This is a genomic window from Pseudoalteromonas sp. S3178 (genome assembly GCF_005886985.1).
Classification (GTDB): domain Bacteria; phylum Pseudomonadota; class Gammaproteobacteria; order Enterobacterales; family Alteromonadaceae; genus Pseudoalteromonas; species Pseudoalteromonas carrageenovora.
This window is the reverse complement of sequence record NZ_PNCW01000065.1, coordinates 17976-37401: the sequence shown is the minus strand read 5'-3', so window position 1 is coordinate 37401 and position 19426 is coordinate 17976. Positions and strand designations below refer to the sequence as shown.

Sequence of the window (19426 nt, the reverse complement as noted above, 5' to 3'; positions counted from 1 at the left end):
CAACACATTAATAATTTAATATGGTGATAATTATCGAATAAATCTATTTTCATTAATTACCAATGTTTAACACGAGGGCGTGTTGATCTTTGTGGATTGAAATTTGTTCAATCTAGGGGCGATCAAATCGCGGCGCGAGGTTTGTAACCTAGTGGGCTAAGTAAAAACCGAGCAACAAAGAGGTAATAGTCCCTAGAAAGAACCCAACGGGCAGCGCATGTTTGGTATTTATGCTACGTTATCGCCTATTTATGGGGAGTAACCACACTTCATAGGCTCTGCCTTGCCTAAAAACCAAACATACTGCTGCAAATTCAACCATCAAAGATCAACACGCCCTAGCTATAGAGGCGAAAATTTACTCATAAACAGTAGAAAAAATATATAAGGTTTATGGATATACTCATTTTATTGACGTTAGCATTATTCATTTTATAAGTTACTGTTATTGGCTGTGTATTTTTGTTGAATCACCGCAGTTTTAAAATATAAAAAACTTTAATTGATATAATTTTATTATTAGAGCGTTTGTTAGAGAATAATATGTTTGCAAGTCTTTTGGTTTTGTCTGCGAGTGTGGCATATGACGCACATTTACCCCCCCTAATACAGTGGCAAGGTAAAAGCAGTGAGTTACTACAAAAAGAAGGTCCGTTAACAACAGACTTTGAATTATCTGCAGGTGAAATTTCACCAAACTACGAAGACACTATGGCATTTGTAGATAGGCTCGTGGCAGCAAACCCTACTCAATTTAAATCTCAAACCATAGGTTACAGCAATAGCAAACGTGCGATAAAGATGTTGGTTGCGAGCGAGCAAGGTTTTTTTGAAGCTGGGCAAATGGCTAATAGCACTAAACCGACTATCTTTATTCAGGCCGGTATTCATGCCGGTGAGATAGATGGCAAAGATGCTATGTTTATGTTGCTGCGTGATATTGCAACAGGGAAACGCCGCGATATTTTAAAAAAGGTAAATATATTATTTATCCCTATTTTAAATGTCGATGGGCACGAGCGTAGCAGTGCCTTTAATCGCATAAATCAGCGCGGCCCTGCAAAGATGGGTTTTCGTACGAACGCTAATAACCTCAATTTAAATCGTGATTTTACTAAATTAGATACGCCGGAAGTTAAAAGCGTTTTGAAGGTTATTAACGCCTATACTCCAAATTTATACATTGATGTTCACGTAACTGATGGCGCAGATTACCAGTACGATGTGACCTATGGGTATAACCCTGTATTTGCGAGTGAGTCTCCGGCAGTATCAGATACATTAAATCATTTCTTTAAGCCGTTAATAGATGAAAAGCTTGCTGAGCAGGGGCATACCCCTGGGCAACTTGTATTTGTTATGGATAAACGCGATTTTAAAAAAGGGCTAGCGGGCTGGCTAGCGACGCCTCGATTTTCAAATGGATGGGGAGATTTAAAATCATTACCTACAATTTTAGTTGAAAACCACTCTTTAAAGCCTTACAAACAACGCGTTTTAGGGACTTATGTATTCTTAGATGGTGCGATTAATGCATTATCACAACATAGCCATGTACTAGCTAATGCGGTAAAAAAAGAACAAGAATTTGTACCCAAGCAGTTAATAGTTAAACGCGGTTATTCAAAACAAGCTGATACAATTAGTGAATTTAAAGGTATTGAGTATTCCTCTAGTATGAATGCGCTTTCAGGGCAAAGCGAGGTTAAGTATATTGGCAAACCTTATACATATTCAGACTTACCTATATATTGGCAAAAAGAAGTAATTAGCACAGTAGAAGTACCAAAGGCGTTTTTCATTCCACCAGTTTATAGCAATATTATTGAAAAGCTAAAGTTACATGGAGTATCAGTTAATAAGTTAGAAGGGGCTAATACCCAGCCTTTAAAAAAGGCCAAAGTTATTGATTATGCATTTGATAAAGCACCATTTGAAGGACGCTTTAGGGTGTCGGCAAGTTTTGATTATGTCCCTGCGATAAATGTTGATTTAGATGGGTGGTATCAAGTCAATACTCAGCAAAAGGCCGGTGAGTTGGCGGTACATTTATTACACCCTGAAGCACCAGATTCATTTTTTGCGTGGGGTGAGTTTAATACTATTTTTCAGCGTACAGAATACATGGAAAATTATGCACTTATTCCGTTTGCACGCCAAATGCTTAAAGATAATCCTAAGCTTGCACTTAAGTTTGACGAAAAATTAAAAGATAAATCATTTTCTGAGGATGCTGACGCACGCTTAAATTGGCTATATGAACAAAGCCCGTTTTACGACCAAGCATATTTAAAATACCCAATACTAATGTCGTTTGAAGAGCCTGTTGTTATTCCAGATCAAAAGAGTAAAGAGATATAACATGCAAGTTATTACTATACCGGTTACCCCTTTTGCTCAAAACAGCCGAATTGTTATATGTAATGAAACTAATCAAGCTGTAGTCATAGACCCAGGTGGTGATACAGATAAGATAATTACTGCGCTGAATGACAGGCAGCTAGATTTAAAAGCTATTTGGTTAACTCATGGTCACTTAGATCATGTTGGTGGTGCCGATATATTGCGCCAGCACTTTAACATACAAATAATTGGCCCTCAGAAAGATGAAGTTTTTTGGTTCGAAAACTTACCAATGCAAGCCCAAATGTTTGGCTTTACACCTATAGCTCCATTTTACCCTGATATTTGGTTAAATCATGACGATGTTGTAAGCGTAGGTAAGCTTAGCTTTGTTGTTAAACATTGCCCAGGCCACACGCCAGGGCATATTGTTTTCTACCAACCGCAATACGAAACTGTGATTGTCGGAGATGTCATTTTTAAGGGCTCAATAGGGCGCACAGACTTTCCTAAAGGAGACAGTCAGCAGCTTATTGAGTCTATACGAGCGCATATTCTTACCTTGCCAGATAACACAAAAATTCTTTCTGGGCATGGAAGCGACACCACCGTGAGTTTTGAAAAACAAACAAATCCATTTGTAAGCGGTAAATTTGGCTAAATAGCGTTATATAATGCTTAAAATGGTTATAAAAATTCAAAAATATGCAGACTGTTTTTTAAAATGGCTGTATAATTTAACCAGTTTATTTGATAAATAAGAAATAAAATGTCTCTAAATCACGTAGATCGCCAAATATTGGCACTTTTACAACAAGATGCTAGTTTATCAACCGCAGAAATTGCCGATAAAGTAGGTTTGTCTCAGTCTCCATGCTGGCGCCGAATTGCTAAGCTTGAGCAAGATGGTTATATAAAAAGCAAAGTTGCTCTTTTAGATGAGAAAAAGCTCGGCTTTGATATGCTTGTATATGCACATGTTCGCTTATCTAATCATGGTAAAAAGAACCTTGCTGAGTTTGAGAAACTAATTATGAGTTACGATGAAGTAACCGAATGCTACACAATGGCCGGTACTATGGATTTTATGTTACGCATAATTTCTCAAGGCATTGAGGGTTACGAGCATTTTGTACGCGATAACCTATTAAGTTTAGAATACGTACAAGAAGTTCATTCAAACGTAACAATGACGTGTGTAAAACGCAGTACTTCTCTTCCTTTATAAAAAGCACTTCCTGTTTGGCTAAATCTTAGCTTAACCACATAATGACAATTGTTAACTGAGCGCTAATTTGATAGAATTTAGCGCTTTTTTTGATACCTATAACACCTGAGGAACTCAATGTTTAACTTACTCAGTAGAGCCCCAAGCTCTGCTAAAAACGATATTCTATCTGGTTTAACCGTGGCACTTGCCTTGGTACCAGAAGCTGTTGCGTTTGCCTTTGTAGCAAATGTAGAACCTTTAGTTGGTCTATATGCCGCGTTTATCGTTGGTTTAATTACGGCAATATTTGGTGGCCGCCCTGGGATGATTTCAGGTGCTACCGGTGCCCTTGCTGTAGTAATGGTAAGTTTAGTACTTGATCATGGTGTTGAGTATTTATTTGCAACCGTTTTATTAATGGGGATCCTGCAAATTCTTGCAGGAGTCTTTAAGCTCGGTAAGTTTATTCGTATGGTTCCTCACCCAGTAATGCTCGGCTTTGTAAATGGTCTAGCTATTGTTATATTTTTAGCACAATTAGGGCAATTTAAAGTGCCTGATGGTGCCGGTGGGCAGCAGTGGATGACAGGCAGTCCGCTTTTCATCATGCTAGGTTTAGTTGCACTGACTATGGCTATAATTCATTTTTTACCTAAATTAACTACCGCTGTACCATCTTCATTGGTAGCTATTGTAACCGTCACTGGTTTAGTAATCGGTTTTGACTTAGAAGCACACACCGTACTTGATTTCTTAAAAGGTATGACAGGTAATGAAGCGGCAACTATTGCCGGTGGCTTACCAGAATTTCACATTCCTATGGTGCCGTTTACTCTAGATACACTCTATATTATTTTCCCGTATGCACTTATTTTAGCCGCTATTGGTTTAATTGAATCTTTATTAACACTTAGCTTAATAGACGAAATTACTGAAACTCGTGGCCATTCTAACAAAGAATGTATAGGCCAAGGCGCAGCAAACGTAACGTGTGGCTTTTTTGGTGCGATGGGCGGTTGTGCAATGATTGGTCAATCAATGATCAACATTAATTCAGGTGGTCGCTCTCGTTTATCAGGTATAAGCGCGGCATTAATGTTACTAGCCTTTATTATTTTTGCCTCGAGCTTAATAGAAATGATCCCACTTGCTGCCTTAGTAGGTGTTATGTTTATGGTTGTGCTTGGTACATTTGAATGGGCAAGCTTTAAGATGATGAAGCGTGTACCGCTATCTGACGCTTTTGTTATTGTGCTCGTATCGGGAGTAACGGTTATTACCGATTTAGCTATTGCAGTATGCGTAGGTGTTATTGTATCGGCATTAGTATTTGCTTGGCAGCACGCAAAACACATTTACACTACAAACTATATTGATGAACAAGGTGCAAAAGTATATGAGCTGCACGGGCCGTTATTTTTTGGCTCAGTTAAAAACTTTGCAGAGTTATTTGATGTTAAAAATGACCCTAAAGACGTGATAGTCGAGTTTAAACACAGTCGTGTTTCTGATCACAGTGCAATAGAAGCAATAGACAGCCTTGCTGACAAATACACTAAAGCAGGTAAACAACTTCATTTACGCCACTTAAGTAAAGACTGTACACAGTTATTGCATAAAGCCCGTGATTTAGTTGAAGTTAACGTGATTGAAGATCCAACCTATAAAGTTGCATCAGACAAACTAGCTTAACCTGTACTAAGTGACGCAAATTTAAAAAGCGAAAGGGTAAAACCTTTCGCTTTTTTAGTGCGATGATAAATGTTTGCGGTAAATCTCGCATAAAGCAAGATAGGTGGTACTGCTAAGCATACGGATAAATCTATATAATAATGAAAGCTAACTTTAAGCTACACAATAAAAATAATCGAGCCTAATATAAAGTTAGTATTTAACTATACGGAGTAAATGTAAATTTTGAACTGGCAATCCTTAGTCGACAACAGACAACGCTTTTTTTGGCTTTTGCAAATTGCAGGTTGGATAGGTTATGCGTTAGTAAATTACATTGGCTCTAAAGTATTTGAAATGCGCGATATCTACGTATTTGTTATTCTACTAAACGCGTATGCTGGCTGTTTAATGACTGTGCCACTTAGGTACATTTATCGTAAAATTTGGAACGCCTCACCATGGGTGTTAATGATTGTTGTATTTGGTGCTTCGTATATTACGGGTACTTTATGGGCGGTTGTTCAAAAATTTAATTTATGGGAAATATACCGTCATGGGTATAGGCCTGAAGAGTGGTTTTATTACCTACAACAAGGTTTAGATTCTGTTTATATTATTTTATGTTGGAGTGGTTTGTACTTTGGCGTTAAATATTATCAGCTACTACAAAGTGAGCGACAAAAAGCGCTAAAAGCCACAACTATGGCACACGAAGCGCAATTAAAAATGCTCAGGTACCAGCTTAATCCTCATTTTTTATTCAATACACTAAACGCTATCTCTACATTAATTTTGGTGAAAGAAAACAAAGATGCTAACTTAATGGTAGCAAGGCTAAGTGACTTTTTACGCTATACACTAAATACCGATCCAATTAAAAAAGTACCTCTTGAGCAAGAGCTACATGCATTAATGCTTTACCTTGAAATAGAGCGGGTACGTTTTGACGAACGATTAAAAGTAAATGTAGATATAAGCGAACAAGCTAAAGAGGCATTAGTGCCAAGCTTAATTTTGCAACCAATTATTGAAAACGCAATTAAATACGCTATTGCCCATTTAGCGCAAGGTGGTGTGATAGATATAAAAGCACAAGTATTTGCAAACGAATTATTATTAGAAGTTGGCGATAATGGCCCCGGCACCGAAATACTCGATGGCCAATTAGTAAATGCCCAAGGGGTAGGGGTTGCTAACACCAAAGATAGATTAAAAACGTTGTATGAAAATAATTATTCGTTTGTATTATCACATAATACGCCAAGTGGATTAAAAGTTAATCTGCGAGTACCGTTTGAAAAGGCTGTGAAGAAATGACTAAAATAAAAACACTTATCGTTGATGACGAACCATTAGCAAGAAAAGGTTTATCAGTAAGGCTAGAAGAGTTTGCTGATATTGAAGTGATAAAATTATGTAGCTCAGGCGCAGATGCAATTGAAATGTGCCAAAGTGAAAAAATAGATTTGGTTTTTTTAGATATTCAAATGCCAGGCATGAATGGCTTTGAAGTAGCAAGAGCGCTAAGCGAAAGTACAAAAGCATTACCTGCGATTGTATTTGTAACTGCTTTTGATCAGTTTGCTGTTAAAGCGTTCGAAATTCATGCACTAGATTACATTTTAAAACCCGTTGACGATAACAGACTAAAACAGGCGGTAGAAAAAGTGCATACCTATTTAAAAACTCAGCAAGACAACGCCCATAAGAAAAAGCTAGCGAGTTTTGTAGCCGGAATTACTGGTAATAATTGCGAAGAAATATTAAAAAAATTAGCCACAGGCGATACGCTAACAGATAGACGCTACCCAGAGTCATTAGCTGTAAAAGAGCAAGGTGAAATAATACGTGTACCAGTGGCAACTATTCAATGGGTAGATGCAGCGGGTGATTATATGTGCTTACATTGCCAAGACGGACAAACACATATATTACGTAAAACGATGAAGGAGCTTGAGCAAGAGCTAGACCCTCATTTATTTGTTCGCGTACATCGCAGTGCAATCGTTAATACAAAGCAAATAAGTAAACTGGTTACGCAAGTAAGTGGTGAATATTTATTAGTACTTGAAAACGGACAAGAGCTTAAAGTGAGCCGAAGCTACCGCGATAAAGTAAAAGCAGCGCTAGCCAGTTAGTTTGATGTTTTACAGACACAAAAAATGCGAGCTTAGCTCGCATTTTTTATATTAGACGTTTGATTACGCTATTATGCAACAGTCACAATTTTCATTGTATTAGTTGCGCCCACAGTTTCCATTGAATCACCGTGAGTAATAATAACTGTATCGCCAGACTGTAATGAGCCTTGAGCTACAAGCGTATCAAGTGCTGCTTTTACCATGCCGTCTTTTTCAGTTTTTGTAGAATCAAAAAACACTGGGTAAACACCACGGTAAAGTGCTGTTTGACCAAGTGTGCTTGCATGGCGTGAAAGCGAGTAGATTGGTAAACCTGAGCTTATACGCGACATTAATTTAGCTGTGCTGCCTGACTCAGTAAGTGTAACAATCGCTTTTACAGAGTCTAAGTGGTTAGCAGCATACATAGCTGAAAGGGCGATAGATTCTGCATTGTTAGAAAAACGGCTGTCTAAACGGTGCTTAGATACGTGCGTTTCTTTTTGAGATTCAGCACCTAAACAAACACGTGCCATTGTAGCTACTGTTTCTTCAGGGTAATCGCCTGCAGCTGTTTCAGCTGAAAGCATAACCGCATCAGTACCATCAAGTACCGCATTTGCAACATCCATAACTTCTGCACGTGTTGGCATAGGGTTATCGATCATTGATTCCATCATTTGTGTTGCAGTTACAACAGTACGGTTTAATGAACGAGCACGACGAATAATGAGTTTTTGCTTACCCATAAGAGCAGCATCACCAATTTCAACGCCTAAGTCACCACGAGCAACCATTACAGCGTCAGACGCTAAAACGATATCATCAACAGCTTCTTGAGTTTCAACTGCTTCTGCACGTTCAATTTTAGCAAGTAATTGTGCTTTTGAGCCTGCAGCTTCAGCAAGTGAGCGTACATAGCGCATATCGTCACCACTACGTGGGAATGATACTGCAATGTAATCTACGTCAATTTCAGCCGCAGTTATTAAATCTTCTTTGTCTTTTTCAGTAAACGCAGGTGCAGTTAAGCCACCACCTAAACGGTTAATACCTTTATTGTTAGATAATACGCCGCCAACAGTTACGCTACAGTGCACTAAATGACCATCAACTTCTTCAACAGTAAGTTGGATTAAACCATCATTTAACAGTAGTAAATCACCTGGCGTTACATCTTGTGGTAATTCTTTATAATCAATACCTACAGCGTTTACATCGCCTTCGCCTTTTTCCATTTTTGCATCAAGAGTAAATTTTGCACCCACTGCAAGGTTTACTTTACCTTCTTTAAAAGTAGAAACACGGATTTTAGGGCCTTGAAGGTCTGCAAGAATTGCAATGTGCTTACCTAATTTTTTGGCGATATCACGTACTGCTTGTGCACGGTCTTTATGATCTTGGGCAACACCATGTGAGAAGTTTAAACGTACTACATTGGCCCCAGCGATAATTATTTTTTCTAGGTTGTTATCTCTATCGGTAGCAGGCCCAAGGGTAGCGACTATTTTTGTGCGTCTTAGCATCAATTTCTCCTGTGTGCTTGGTGAAAGCAGGTTGACTGTTATTTTGTTTACTAAAAATATCTATATTAGAATAAAAAGTTTTTAGTTGTAGGCAAACATCAAGGGTTTACCACTATTTTATACAAAACTATTGTGTCATCATTATGACACCGGTGTCAGAATGCGTCAATGATCTTAATTTCAAATAGCTTGCTTTTAGTCACCCTTAGGGCATTGATGTTTGATATAATTACGTAGCTTATTTATCTGTAATAAAAAAGCATGTTGTATTGACTCGTGGTTAGTATTTTATAACTGCATGAGTATAATGCACGCGGTATTATTTAATTTATACACTGAATTTTCTAACCAAATAGTTGTTACCGAGGAGGACACTAAATGCAAGTTGCATTAGTAGGGTTAGGCGTTATGGGAAAAAATCTTGCCCTAAACTTGATTGAAAAAGGGATAACGCTCGTTGCTTATGACAAAAACCCACATGCGGGTGAAGAGTTATTAAGCTGTGCTAAATCTCAAGGCATGGCTGAACGACTTCACATTGTTTCTGATTTAAGAGACATGGTAAGGCGTTTAGAAGCACCTCGTTCTATTTTATTACTTGTTCCTGCTGGAGAACTAGTCGATACCGTGTGTAGTGAACTAGTAGAGGCGGGCGTAGAGTGTAACGATATCATTGTAGATTGCGGTAACAGTAATTATAAAGATGGTATAACGCGTAAACTTAAATACCAAAACAAATTTGAATTTGCCACTATGGGTATCTCCGGTGGGGCAGAAGGCGCTCGCCATGGCCCTGCTATGATGGCCAGTGGTTCTGAAGGTGGTTGGGGAAGAATTGAACCGTGGTTTGAAAAAGCAGCTGCGAGTTTTAATGGTGAATCTTGCTTTGCACGCGTTGGCCAATCTGCCAGTGGTCACTTTGTAAAAATGGTTCACAATGGTATTGAATATGCCCTGATGCAGCTTATTGCCGAAGTATATCAACTACTTCGTATTGGCACGGGCCGTTCACCTAAAGAAGTTGCTGAAATTTTTAATGACTGGTCTCAGGGTCAATTAAATAGCTACTTATTGTCTATTTCTAGCCATATTTTATCACTTGAAAATCAAAATAACGTGCCTCTTGCTGACTTAATTGATAATAAAGTAGGCGCCAAGGGCACCGGTCTTTGGACTGCACAAAATGCATTAGAACTAGGTATTGCGGTACCATCACTTGTAGCTGCAGTGCAGGCGCGTCATTTAACAAACGCGTGTAACACAACTGCTGCACAAGAAATGTCGTACGCAGCTAAATCTACTAATAATGTTGATATTGATTTAGAAGAGTTAAAAGACGCATTTTTACTTGCAAGTTTGTTAGCTTACCGCCAAGGCTTAGCACTTATCAAAGGTGCATCGCGTACTCATCAGTGGAAAGTTGATTTATCTAAGACACTTCAAACGTGGCGTGCGGGTTGTATTATCCGTGCTGACTACTTAGATAGTGTTGCACAAGGTGTTGAATTTATTGATACTCTTGAAAAAGAGTCAAACTCTTTACGCAAAATTACCGGCCAAGCCGTAATGACTGGTTTAGCATTTCCGGTATTAGGTGCTACGCAAACGTATTTAGCAACACTTACAACACCTAGTAATGGGCATTTAGTACAAGCCCAGCGTGATTACTTTGGTGAGCATGGTGTAAAAACTCACAGTGGCGAGGCTTGTCACTTAACTGACTTAGTCGATTTAGACGCTAAAGTTAGATAATTATTACGTAATCAAAATTTGGTTACGTAATACACTAAAGGCACGCTAAATAGCGTGCCTTTTGCTTTTTGGTAAAAAAAAGTTACCTGCTTAATTCACCGCGTAAATTGTCTTGCATTAAATGGCGTATAGTTTCTACTTCAAGCTTTTGGCTAAGTAAGTAATGTAATTTAGTCAAACATGCCTCTAAAGTCATATCGTAACCACTAATTACACCAATATTTAAAAGTGCATTGCCGGTTGCATAGCCGCCCATATTTACATGGCCTTTCAAGCACTGGGTTAAATTAATAATAACTACACCGCGTTTACTCGCTTGCTCAAGTATGGCTAAAAAAGCTGGATCTTGCGGGGCATTACCTACGCCAAAACTGAGTAATACTAAAGCTTTTATGCTGCCGTTAACTAGGCTTTCCACCACTTCTTTACTTATACCTGGGTATAAATAAAGTACACCAATTGGCTGTGGTGTAATTGAGGTTACCTGCAACTCGTTTTCAACATACGGGCTAAGCTGACCTTTAATAAGCTGAATATTAATACCAGATAATGCTAAAGGCTCAAGGTTAGGTGATGTAAACGCATTAAAGCCATCTGCATGTGCTTTGGTTGCTCGATTACCTCTAAATAACTGATTATTAAAAAATAAGCTAACTTCAGCGATTGGGTAATTAGCAGCTAAATACATTGCATTTAGTAAGTTAACTTGCCCGTCAGAACGCAGCTGAGACAGCGGTATTTGTGAGCCAGTAACAATAACGGGTTTAGTTAAGTTCTCGAACATAAACGACAGTGCAGATGCAGTGTATGCCATCGTGTCTGTACCATGAAGAACAACAAAGCCATCATAATCTTGATATTTGCTTTTGATATCGTTAGCAATAAGTTGCCAATGCTCAGGCGACATATCGGAGGAGTCGATAAGAGGGCAGTATTCGTGAATATCAAATAAAGGCATTTCTTCACGATTAAATTCTGCGTTATTAACTACAGTTTCAGTTAAAAAGCCTTCAGCCGGAATGTAGCCACGGCTCGATTTTTTCATCCCTATAGTACCGCCAGTGTAAGCGATATAAATGCGTTTACGTTTCATAAAAAAAGCCCAGTAAAAAAACTGGGCTTAGTATAGCGTTAAGCAGCTCTAAATACAGCTGCTTAGGAACATAGATGCACTTTTATTGTGCAACACGACACACTAAACAGCGAGCGTATACGCCTTGTGGATCGTTATAATCTTTAAGGTTTTCTACTTCTGTACTTAATTGGTTAATAACACTTTGTAAATTAGCCTGTGTAGCTAACACCGACGCTTTTTGTGTTTGTAATCCAAGCATTGATTTAATTGATGCGTTACCAAAAATATCTTGAATCATTTTCTCTTGCGGGCTTAAATCTTGTTTGATTGTTTTAACTTCATAATGATTAAGCTTAGCAAGTGCAGCGGCTGCTTTAATTGCGTCTTGCTTATCACCTAGTTTATCAACCAAGCCAAGCTCTTGCGCTTTAGAAGCAATCCAAACTCGACCTTGAGCAATTTTATCTACTTGCTCCGGGGTCATGTTACGTGCATCGGCAACCACAGCTAAAAAACGGCCGTAAGCTTCTTCAACACTCATTTGAATAACTTCTGCCATTTTTTCATTTAATGGACGCGTAATTGAAAAGCCAGCCATTTCGGTTGTAGCAACACCATCTGAATAAACACCAATTTTAGACAGGGTGTTTTCAAATGTCATAAAGGTACCAAATACACCTATTGAGCCTGTAATTGTGCTTGGTGCTGCCCAAATTTCGTTAGCTGCTGAGGCTATCCAATAACCACCAGAAGCGGCAACAGAGCTCATAGATGCAATAACGGGTTTACCGGCTGCTTTTAATGCAAGTACTTCGGCGCGAATAACCTCAGAAGCAAACATGCTGCCGCCACCTGAATCTATACGAAGCACAACAGCTTTAACTTTATCATCAAGGCGAGCTTTACGAAGCAGGGCTGCGGTAGAGTCACCACCAATTTCCCCAGCTTTACGTTCGCCATCTACAATAGTCCCTTTAGCAACCACTACAGCCACTTTTTCGGTAATAGGATTATCAAATTCGATAGGCGGTTTTACTAAGCTTAAGTACTCACGAAATGATACTTGCTTAAATGTTTTACCATCTTCTTGTGCGCCTACTAACTCTATTAATTGTTGACGAACTTGTTGATTTGTTTTTAAAGAATCAACCCACTGGTGATCAAGTGCATATTTACCTGCATCACCACCGGCTGCTTTCATTTTTGCCAGGTATACATCCATTGTTTCATCAAAGTTTGACTCATCAAAAGGGCGTACCGCTGCAACATCTTGCTTATATTCACTCCAAAGCGCCCCTAACCAAACGCGGTTAGCTTCTTTAGCTGCATCAGACATATCATTACGGATAAATGGCTCTACCGCAGATTTAAATGTACCAACACGAAAAATATGCTGTGTTACTTCTAGCTTTGCTAGTGCATCTTTAAAGTAAAGTGGGTACATACCATAGCCTTCGATAGCAACACTTCCGTAAGGATGCATTGCAACTTCGTCTGCGTGAGAAGCAATATAGTATTGCGCTTGAGTATAGTAATACCCAGATGCAATAACTTTTTTACCTGCTTGTTTAAATGCATCGATAGCATTGGTAATTTGCTTAAGTTTATTTAAATGCGCTTTAGGCATTTCTTGTAAATCAAGCAGCATGACAGTAATACGGTCATCATTGGTTGCTTCATTTATTACTTCAACAATATCGTCGAGTAAAATTTCGCTTGGTGCTTCAGAGCCAGAAGTTGCATCGTTTATTGCGGCTTCTACTGGGTCTATATATGTTTTCTCTTCAACAATAGGGCCATTAAGATTCAGCCTAAGCACAGAGCCATTTTCTATAATTATTTGATCGTCATCACTTGAAAGCGAGACGAAAAATACAATGACCAGTAATAAAAACAAAATGTTGAGTACTAAACGGCGTGAAAAGTTTATCCCAGCCCAAATACCTTTAAATACCTTTGCTATCAAAATAGCTCCTTAATTTGGTACAGCTAATACATTAGTTCCATCTTAGCCTAGAATAAAAATAAATTTAACTGCTAAATCGTAACGAAGTGTTTATGAGAGACTATAAATGTAAGTTTCGACTGCATTTTTTAATTAAATGCTGGCACATATTGCTTATTACTTGCCATTGAAGCAGAATTAGTTAATGTATACAGGTTAGACCAGTTAACGGGGCACAGGATGTTAGAACAACAATTAGAATTAAAACACACACAATTACGCAACCGCTTAGTGATGGGGTCAATGCACACAGGCCTAGAAGAGGGGTGGCATAATCGTAAACGGTTACGCGCTTTTTATGAAGCACGTGCCAAAGGCGGTACGGCCATGCTAATTACTGGTGGTTACAGTCCTAACTTACGTGGCAAATTAACGCCAATATCCTCTTCTTTTAATAGCTACTACGATGTATTTAAACATCGTGCGTACACAGACGCTGTACATCAGCATGGTGGTAAAATTTGTTTGCAGTTACTACATGCCGGTCGTTACGCGTATCATCCATTCAATCAAGCACCTAGTGCAATAAAAGCACCTATTAATCCTTATAAACCGAAAGCTATGTCACTTAGCTCAATTAAAAAAACCATTAAAGACTTTGCTCACTCAGCTTATATGGCTGAAAAAGCAGGTTACGATGGCGTAGAGGTTATGGGTTCAGAAGGTTATTTAATCAATGAGTTTATGGCGCCGCACACGAATAAACGTGAAGATGAGTTTGGTGGCAGCCTAGAAAACAGAATGCGTTTGGCGCTTGAAATAGTAAAAGCGGTAAGGGCAAAAGTATCTGAACAATTTTTAATTATCTTTAGGTTATCGGTTATCGATTTAATCCCTAATGGCTCAACACCAGATGAAGTTGTTATTCAAGCCACTGAACTTGAAAAAGCAGGTGTAGATATTTTTAATACAGGCATTGGCTGGCATGAAGCACGTGTACCAACAATTGCGAGTATGGTGCCGCCCGGGGCATTTAAAGAAGCATCAAAACGTTTAAAAGATGTAGTGAATGTGCCTGTTATTGCGGTAAACCGTATTAATACCCCTGATATAGCAAACGATATTTTAAATGCCGGCGAAGCCGATTTAATTTCAATGGCGAGGCCATTACTTGCAGATCCTGGGTTTTTTAATAAGTATGCTAATCAGCAATCAAAGCAAATTAATATTTGTATTGGTTGTAACCAAGGTTGTCTAGATCATGTATTTAAAAATAAACGTGCTACATGTTTGGTAAATCCTCAAGCTGCGTTTGAACTTGATTACCCATTGGAAAAAGCCACAAAAGCTAAAAATGTACTTGTTGTAGGAGCAGGCCCCGCTGGGTTATCGGCTAGCTGTTATTTGGCACAAAAAGGGCATAACGTTACGTTAATTGATCAAAAAAACCAAATGGGTGGTCAATTTAACTTAGCAATGCAAATACCTGGTAAAGAAGATTTTAATCATACATTGGCATATTTTACCAATGAGCTTGAGCGATTAAAGGTAAATGTTGAACTAGGTAAAGCGTATGACGACTCAATGCTAAACAACTACGATGATATTGTGTTTGCAACGGGTGTACGCCCTCGTGAAGCATCCATTAATTGTAGTGATGGAAAACGAGTATTTGCTTATGATGAAGTTATACGTGGTGAAGTAGAGCTAGGTAAATCAATTGCTATTCTAGGAGCTGGCGGTATCGGCTTTGATATGGTGGCATTTTTAAGCGAACATAAGTCACAAACTATTAGCGACTTTAAATCACAATGGGGTATTGAGTGTGAGCCACAACCGCATAAAGATGACCGCCAGTTATTTATGCTTAAAAGAAGTGCAGGTCGCTTTGGTAGTGAACTTGGTAAAACGACAGGTTGGATACACCGCCAAGTAGCGAAGCAGCATGGTGTTAAACAAATTGCTGACTGTCAGTATCAAAGCTTTGACAATAACGGTTTAACTATTACGGTAGCAGGTGAAACACAAGTACTTCCTGTTGACACGGTTATTGCGTGTATTGGCCAAGTTTCTAATGATGAAGTGCTAAAAGAGCATGGCGAAAACGCTAAAGTACATGTTATTGGTGGTGCTAAACTCGCTGCTGCTATTGATGCTAAACGTGCTATTTTTGAAGCATTACAAATAGCGAGAAGTATTTAATATTTGTAAATAAAATGAAATAGTTTTTTAATTCATGCGGTCTTTGTTGTTTATAGTCTATAACTTAATAAACATTGAACACACAGGATACGCATGAAAAAACTAACCCACCTTTATGAATCAGCAATAGGTAAATTATCGTTTTTAGATGGTTTACCGGCTTTACTTTTTCGCCTTATTTTGGCCCCGGTTATGATCATCGCAGGTTACAACAAGCTTGCTATAAGTGGCGATACCCAAGGTTTTTTTAATAATTTATTAGCGTCACCTGATGTTGTGCAATGGTTTGGAAATAGTGAATGGGGATTAGGTTTACCATTTCCTGATTTACTGGCTTTTTTAGCAGGGTGGAGTGAGTTTTTAGGTGGTTGGTTTTTATTATTTGGCCTGTTAACTCGCTTAGTCAGTATCCCGCTTATGTTTACAATGGTTGTAGCTGCAACATCAGTACATTGGCATAATGGTTGGTTTGCCATTGCACCTACTAACCCCGAGACGAGTGCAGCACAAGTACTTGATTGGTTATCTATCCCTGGAGCAAAAGAAAGCCTCGAAAATTCACTTGAAGTACAAGACCGCATAGGCAAAATTCGCGGGTTAGTTGATGAACATGGTTTTCCTGATTATTTATATGAAAAAGGCAAACCTTCAATTTTAAACAATGGCATAGAGTTTTCGGCCATATATTTTGCAATGCTGCTAAGCTTATTTTTTGTAGGTGGAGGGCGCTTCGTAAGTGTTGATTATTGGTTAAAGCGATCAGCCTTTAAAGAGTAGTGCGGTGCAAAATAGTAAAGCGGTTGTACAAATATATTTTGTACTACCGCTTGTGTTTTATACTCTTACTATTTATGTCCATTTTATTTTTACCTGCTAAACAATTTTATAGGTTAAATTATCTCTAGCTTTATTAAACGTATTTAAAAAAGCAGCCTAATACGAGGGAGAATGTAAGCAGATTGGTAATATTAAGGTTTTAAATGCTATTCTAGTGTTTTGAATTTTGAGACATTATTATGAATGCTATCGAGCTTTTACTTACTCGCCAATCTGATTCTAAACTTACTGAGCCTGGCCCATCACCTGAGCAACTCGACATAATAAAACAAGCAGCATTGCGTGTACCTGATCATGGCTGTATTGCACCGTGGCAGTTTATAATTGTACAAGGCGCCGCACGAGAAAAATTAGGTGAAATATATCATCAATGTGCTCTAGCCGAGCAACAACCAGAAAAAGTAATTAATCGAGCTAAAGAGCTTCCCCTTCGAGCACCAATGATTGTAATTGCTATTGCTAAATACGAAGAGCATCCAAAGGTGCCGCGTATTGAGCAGGTGCAAAGCGCAGGGTGTAGTGTGCTTGCAATGCAGCAAGCCGCGTTTGCACAAGGTTTAGGGGGCGTATGGCGAACAGGTTATTTTGCTCAAAGCCAAGGTGTTAAACAAGCGCTAAAACTCAATGAACAAGACGAAATTGTTGGATACCTTTACTTAGGTACCCCAGAGGTTGATTGCAAAAAGTCTGCGCGACATAAGCCTGAAAATTATTTTACCTTTTTGTGAAATAGTATGAACTTTTTGCAATTTGCATAGTCATATTTCATTAAGGTTACAAATAGTAGTATAAATAGGTTAATGGCTTGGCTGTGAGAAGCGCTCGGAAGCATCAAATTTACTAATTCTTCTTCAGTTTGTTTTTTAATCGGTTGTTTTTTGATACATTATGGAAAGTCTTAATAAAAATAACGATAAAGAAGACGAAAACTATGGGAAATTTATTTTTACGTGAAAAAGAAAACTGGCTAGCGTGGTCAATTTGGGGAATTATTGGTGCCTTTGTTACTTTATATGTGGCAATGAGTACAAATGCATCCCATTTTATGGTTATCTCAGCGATGGGAATGCTGGCACTACTCACAGTGTGGATGCAGCAAACTAAACGATTCGACTTTGGTCGCGCTTTTAAAGTGTGCTGTTATGTATTATTGCTAAGCATTTTACCTGCCTTTATGTTTGTTGTTGTCCCCAGTGATGATTTAAATCGTTTTGATTTGATTTTTCAAAGCGTCACCTTTACTGCATTGAGCTTATTAGCATGTTTAATATGTTCATGGATTGCACGCAGACCAAAACAATACTACTAACATTTGTTAATCCATTAACTGATTTTTATAAATATGAGTTATTAAAAGAGCAGGGTGAGTGTATTTTCATCAATAAATTAATATTTTATATAAATTTATATTTAGCTCTTTACAAATAATGCGTTTAGCCATATCATGCGCGCCGTACGGAGAGATGGCAGAGTGGTCGAATGCACCGGTCTTGAAAACCGGCATGGGTTTATAGCCCATCTAGGGTTCAAATCCCTATCTCTCCACCATTATTTAAAAAACCGCCTTATGGGCGGTTTTTTGCTATGTGGAGTTTAATAAATGAAAAACACAACAAATCTATCAACCTCACAGCGATTAATTAAGCATATTTTATTATGGACTGTGTTTGGTTATTGTTATCAAAGTGCTGTTAACTTATTAGTTAAAATGGCCCTAGATGCGCAACCAGACTACCCAATGGCAACTGCACTTATTTATGGATTTGGTTTTAATATTTTAACTGCTCACTTAATTACAAAATATGATACGGTTTGGCCTGTAATTGCAGCTGCATTTATCGGTTTTGTAGGGCTAATTGCAGTACCATTTATACTCTTTGGTGGTTCAGGATTACTAGCAACCCCTTTACTTGTTGGAATTTTATTCAGTTTGCCGCTTTGTAGTTATATTGTTGGCCTAATTAAGGTAAAACTCAGCAAAAACTAGCCCCAAACGGCTTTTATTTTGTGTTAGCATGTACGCGTCTTTTAACTAACAAAACGTGAAATACACATTATGTCAGATAATTTTACTACAGATGCTGAAAAAGCAAGTTACGGTATTGGCTTACAAATGGGTGAGCAACTTAAGTCTAATCCTTTTGAAGGCTTAAACCTAAATTCAGTGTTTGAAGGCATGAAAGATGCGTACGCTGGTAGCGCTTTTCAAGTTGAGATCCCTGAGATCCAAGCTGCATTCGAAAAAATCAACGAAGAGATCCAAGCTCGTCGTGAAGAAGAATCTAAAGTACTTTCTGCAGAAGGTATTGCTTTCTTAGAAGAAAACGCAAAACGTCCTGAAATCACTGTTACTGAGTCTGGTCTTCAATATGAAGTACTAGCAACTGGCGAAGGCGAAAAGCCTACTGCTGAGTCTACAGTACGTGTTGATTACCACGGAACATTAATTAACGGTACTGTTTTTGATAGCTCTTACGAGCGCGGTCAACCTGCTGAGTTTCCAGTTGGTGGCGTAATCAAAGGCTGGACTGAAGCATTACAAATGATGCCTGTAGGTACTAAATGGCGCATCTACGTTCCTCATGAGCTTGCTTATGGTGAACGTGGCGCAGGTGCTGCAATTGCACCTTTCTCAACGCTTGTATTTGACGTTGAGCTACACGAAATCCTTTCTTAATTATTAATTAAGAATTTAAAAAGCCGTGTTCAAATTGAACACGGCTTTTTTGTGCCTATAATTTA

16 protein-coding genes and 1 tRNA gene are annotated in these 19426 nt (G+C 38.4%); 14 read left to right on the top strand and 3 right to left on the bottom strand.

All coding sequences use genetic code 11. The features are described from left to right. Positions 1–543: 543 nt before the first annotated feature. From CWC11_RS16950 to CWC11_RS16925, 6 genes are all read left to right on the top strand, one after another. Positions 544–2361 carry a M14 family metallopeptidase gene (locus CWC11_RS16950; RefSeq protein ID WP_138683622.1) on the top strand — a complete coding sequence of 606 codons (1818 nt, stop codon included), beginning with the start codon at positions 544–546 and terminating at the stop codon, positions 2359–2361. Between the two features lies 1 nt (position 2362). After that, on the top strand, positions 2363–3004 hold the full coding sequence (locus CWC11_RS16945; RefSeq protein WP_138683621.1) for an MBL fold metallo-hydrolase: 642 nt from the start codon (positions 2363–2365) through the stop codon (positions 3002–3004). Between the two features lie 108 nt (positions 3005–3112). After that, a complete protein-coding gene (locus CWC11_RS16940; protein ID WP_002960703.1) occupies positions 3113–3571 on the top strand; it encodes an Lrp/AsnC family transcriptional regulator in 459 nt (152 codons plus the stop codon). Positions 3572–3688: 117 nt separating this feature from the next. Beyond that, positions 3689–5245, top strand: coding sequence for a SulP family inorganic anion transporter (locus CWC11_RS16935; protein WP_138683620.1), 1557 nt, complete (start codon positions 3689–3691; stop codon positions 5243–5245). A 225-nt stretch (positions 5246–5470) separates the two neighbouring features. After that, the gene (locus CWC11_RS16930) at positions 5471–6544 is read left to right on the top strand and encodes a sensor histidine kinase (protein ID WP_058549093.1); all 1074 of its coding nucleotides are present in this window, start codon (positions 5471–5473) and stop codon (positions 6542–6544) included. Beyond that, positions 6541–7365 carry a LytR/AlgR family response regulator transcription factor gene (locus tag CWC11_RS16925; RefSeq protein WP_138683619.1) on the top strand — a complete coding sequence of 275 codons (825 nt, stop codon included), beginning with the start codon at positions 6541–6543 and terminating at the stop codon, positions 7363–7365. Before CWC11_RS16930 ends, CWC11_RS16925 begins: the two co-directional genes overlap by 4 nt. Before the next feature lie 71 nt (positions 7366–7436). Here the strand turns inward: CWC11_RS16925 and pyk are convergent, their stop codons facing one another. Further along, a complete protein-coding gene (gene pyk / locus CWC11_RS16920; RefSeq protein WP_138683618.1) occupies positions 7437–8873 on the bottom strand; it encodes a pyruvate kinase in 1437 nt (478 codons plus the stop codon). 378 nt (positions 8874–9251) lie between these two features. Here pyk and gnd point away from each other — a divergent pair, with 378 nt between their 5' ends. Further along, positions 9252–10625, top strand: a complete 1374-nt coding sequence (gene gnd, locus CWC11_RS16915) for an NADP-dependent phosphogluconate dehydrogenase (protein WP_138683617.1) — start codon at positions 9252–9254, stop codon at positions 10623–10625. An 82-nt stretch (positions 10626–10707) separates the two neighbouring features. On the opposite strand, the gene ansA is transcribed toward gnd, so the two are convergent. Together ansA and sppA are read right to left on the bottom strand one after the other, a co-directional pair. Then, the gene (gene ansA / locus CWC11_RS16910; RefSeq protein WP_138683616.1) at positions 10708–11718 is read right to left on the bottom strand and encodes an asparaginase; all 1011 of its coding nucleotides are present in this window, start codon (positions 11716–11718) and stop codon (positions 10708–10710) included. 82 nt (positions 11719–11800) lie between these two features. Continuing rightward, the gene (sppA, locus tag CWC11_RS16905) at positions 11801–13666 is read right to left on the bottom strand and encodes a signal peptide peptidase SppA (RefSeq protein WP_138683615.1); all 1866 of its coding nucleotides are present in this window, start codon (positions 13664–13666) and stop codon (positions 11801–11803) included. A 219-nt stretch (positions 13667–13885) separates the two neighbouring features. Here sppA and CWC11_RS16900 point away from each other — a divergent pair, with 219 nt between their 5' ends. The 7 genes from CWC11_RS16900 (at position 13886) to bamJ (ending at position 19361) form a co-directional block, all read left to right on the top strand. Beyond that, complete coding sequence (locus tag CWC11_RS16900) at positions 13886–15847, top strand: oxidoreductase (protein WP_138683614.1); 1962 nt, start codon at positions 13886–13888, stop codon at positions 15845–15847. Positions 15848–15940: 93 nt separating this feature from the next. Beyond that, complete coding sequence (locus CWC11_RS16895) at positions 15941–16624, top strand: HvfX family Cu-binding RiPP maturation protein (protein WP_138683613.1); 684 nt, start codon at positions 15941–15943, stop codon at positions 16622–16624. Positions 16625–16863: 239 nt separating this feature from the next. Further along, positions 16864–17412, top strand: a complete 549-nt coding sequence (locus CWC11_RS16890; protein WP_138683612.1) for an NAD(P)H nitroreductase — start codon at positions 16864–16866, stop codon at positions 17410–17412. Positions 17413–17615: 203 nt separating this feature from the next. After that, a complete protein-coding gene (locus tag CWC11_RS16885; protein WP_058549101.1) occupies positions 17616–17993 on the top strand; it encodes a hypothetical protein in 378 nt (125 codons plus the stop codon). Positions 17994–18141: 148 nt separating this feature from the next. Then, a tRNA-Ser gene (locus tag CWC11_RS16880) sits at positions 18142–18232 on the top strand. Between the two features lie 52 nt (positions 18233–18284). After that, positions 18285–18671, top strand: coding sequence for a hypothetical protein (locus CWC11_RS16875; RefSeq protein WP_138683611.1), 387 nt, complete (start codon positions 18285–18287; stop codon positions 18669–18671). Between the two features lie 69 nt (positions 18672–18740). After that, entirely contained in the window at positions 18741–19361 is a 621-nt protein-coding gene (gene bamJ / locus CWC11_RS16870; protein ID WP_089347571.1) for a BamJ family beta-barrel-assembly machinery protein, read from the top strand. Positions 19362–19426 lie beyond the last annotated feature (65 nt).

What these genes read in the sequence shown, in the direction of transcription:
- CWC11_RS16950 (WP_138683622.1), top strand. Translation starts at nt 544, where the DNA reads ATGTTTGCAAGTCTTTTGGTTTTGTCTGCGAGTGTGGCATATGACGCA.
- CWC11_RS16945 (WP_138683621.1), top strand. Translation starts at nt 2,363, where the DNA reads ATGCAAGTTATTACTATACCGGTTACCCCTTTTGCTCAAAACAGCCGA.
- CWC11_RS16940 (WP_002960703.1), top strand. Translation starts at nt 3,113, where the DNA reads ATGTCTCTAAATCACGTAGATCGCCAAATATTGGCACTTTTACAACAA.
- CWC11_RS16935 (WP_138683620.1), top strand. Translation starts at nt 3,689, where the DNA reads ATGTTTAACTTACTCAGTAGAGCCCCAAGCTCTGCTAAAAACGATATT.
- CWC11_RS16925 (WP_138683619.1), top strand. Translation starts at nt 6,541, where the DNA reads ATGACTAAAATAAAAACACTTATCGTTGATGACGAACCATTAGCAAGA.
- pyk (WP_138683618.1), bottom strand. Translation starts at nt 8,873, where the DNA reads ATGCTAAGACGCACAAAAATAGTCGCTACCCTTGGGCCTGCTACCGAT.
- gnd (WP_138683617.1), top strand. Translation starts at nt 9,252, where the DNA reads ATGCAAGTTGCATTAGTAGGGTTAGGCGTTATGGGAAAAAATCTTGCC.
- ansA (WP_138683616.1), bottom strand. Translation starts at nt 11,718, where the DNA reads ATGAAACGTAAACGCATTTATATCGCTTACACTGGCGGTACTATAGGG.
- CWC11_RS16900 (WP_138683614.1), top strand. Translation starts at nt 13,886, where the DNA reads ATGTTAGAACAACAATTAGAATTAAAACACACACAATTACGCAACCGC.
- CWC11_RS16895 (WP_138683613.1), top strand. Translation starts at nt 15,941, where the DNA reads ATGAAAAAACTAACCCACCTTTATGAATCAGCAATAGGTAAATTATCG.
- CWC11_RS16890 (WP_138683612.1), top strand. Translation starts at nt 16,864, where the DNA reads ATGAATGCTATCGAGCTTTTACTTACTCGCCAATCTGATTCTAAACTT.
- CWC11_RS16885 (WP_058549101.1), top strand. Translation starts at nt 17,616, where the DNA reads ATGGGAAATTTATTTTTACGTGAAAAAGAAAACTGGCTAGCGTGGTCA.
- CWC11_RS16875 (WP_138683611.1), top strand. Translation starts at nt 18,285, where the DNA reads ATGAAAAACACAACAAATCTATCAACCTCACAGCGATTAATTAAGCAT.
- bamJ (WP_089347571.1), top strand. Translation starts at nt 18,741, where the DNA reads ATGTCAGATAATTTTACTACAGATGCTGAAAAAGCAAGTTACGGTATT.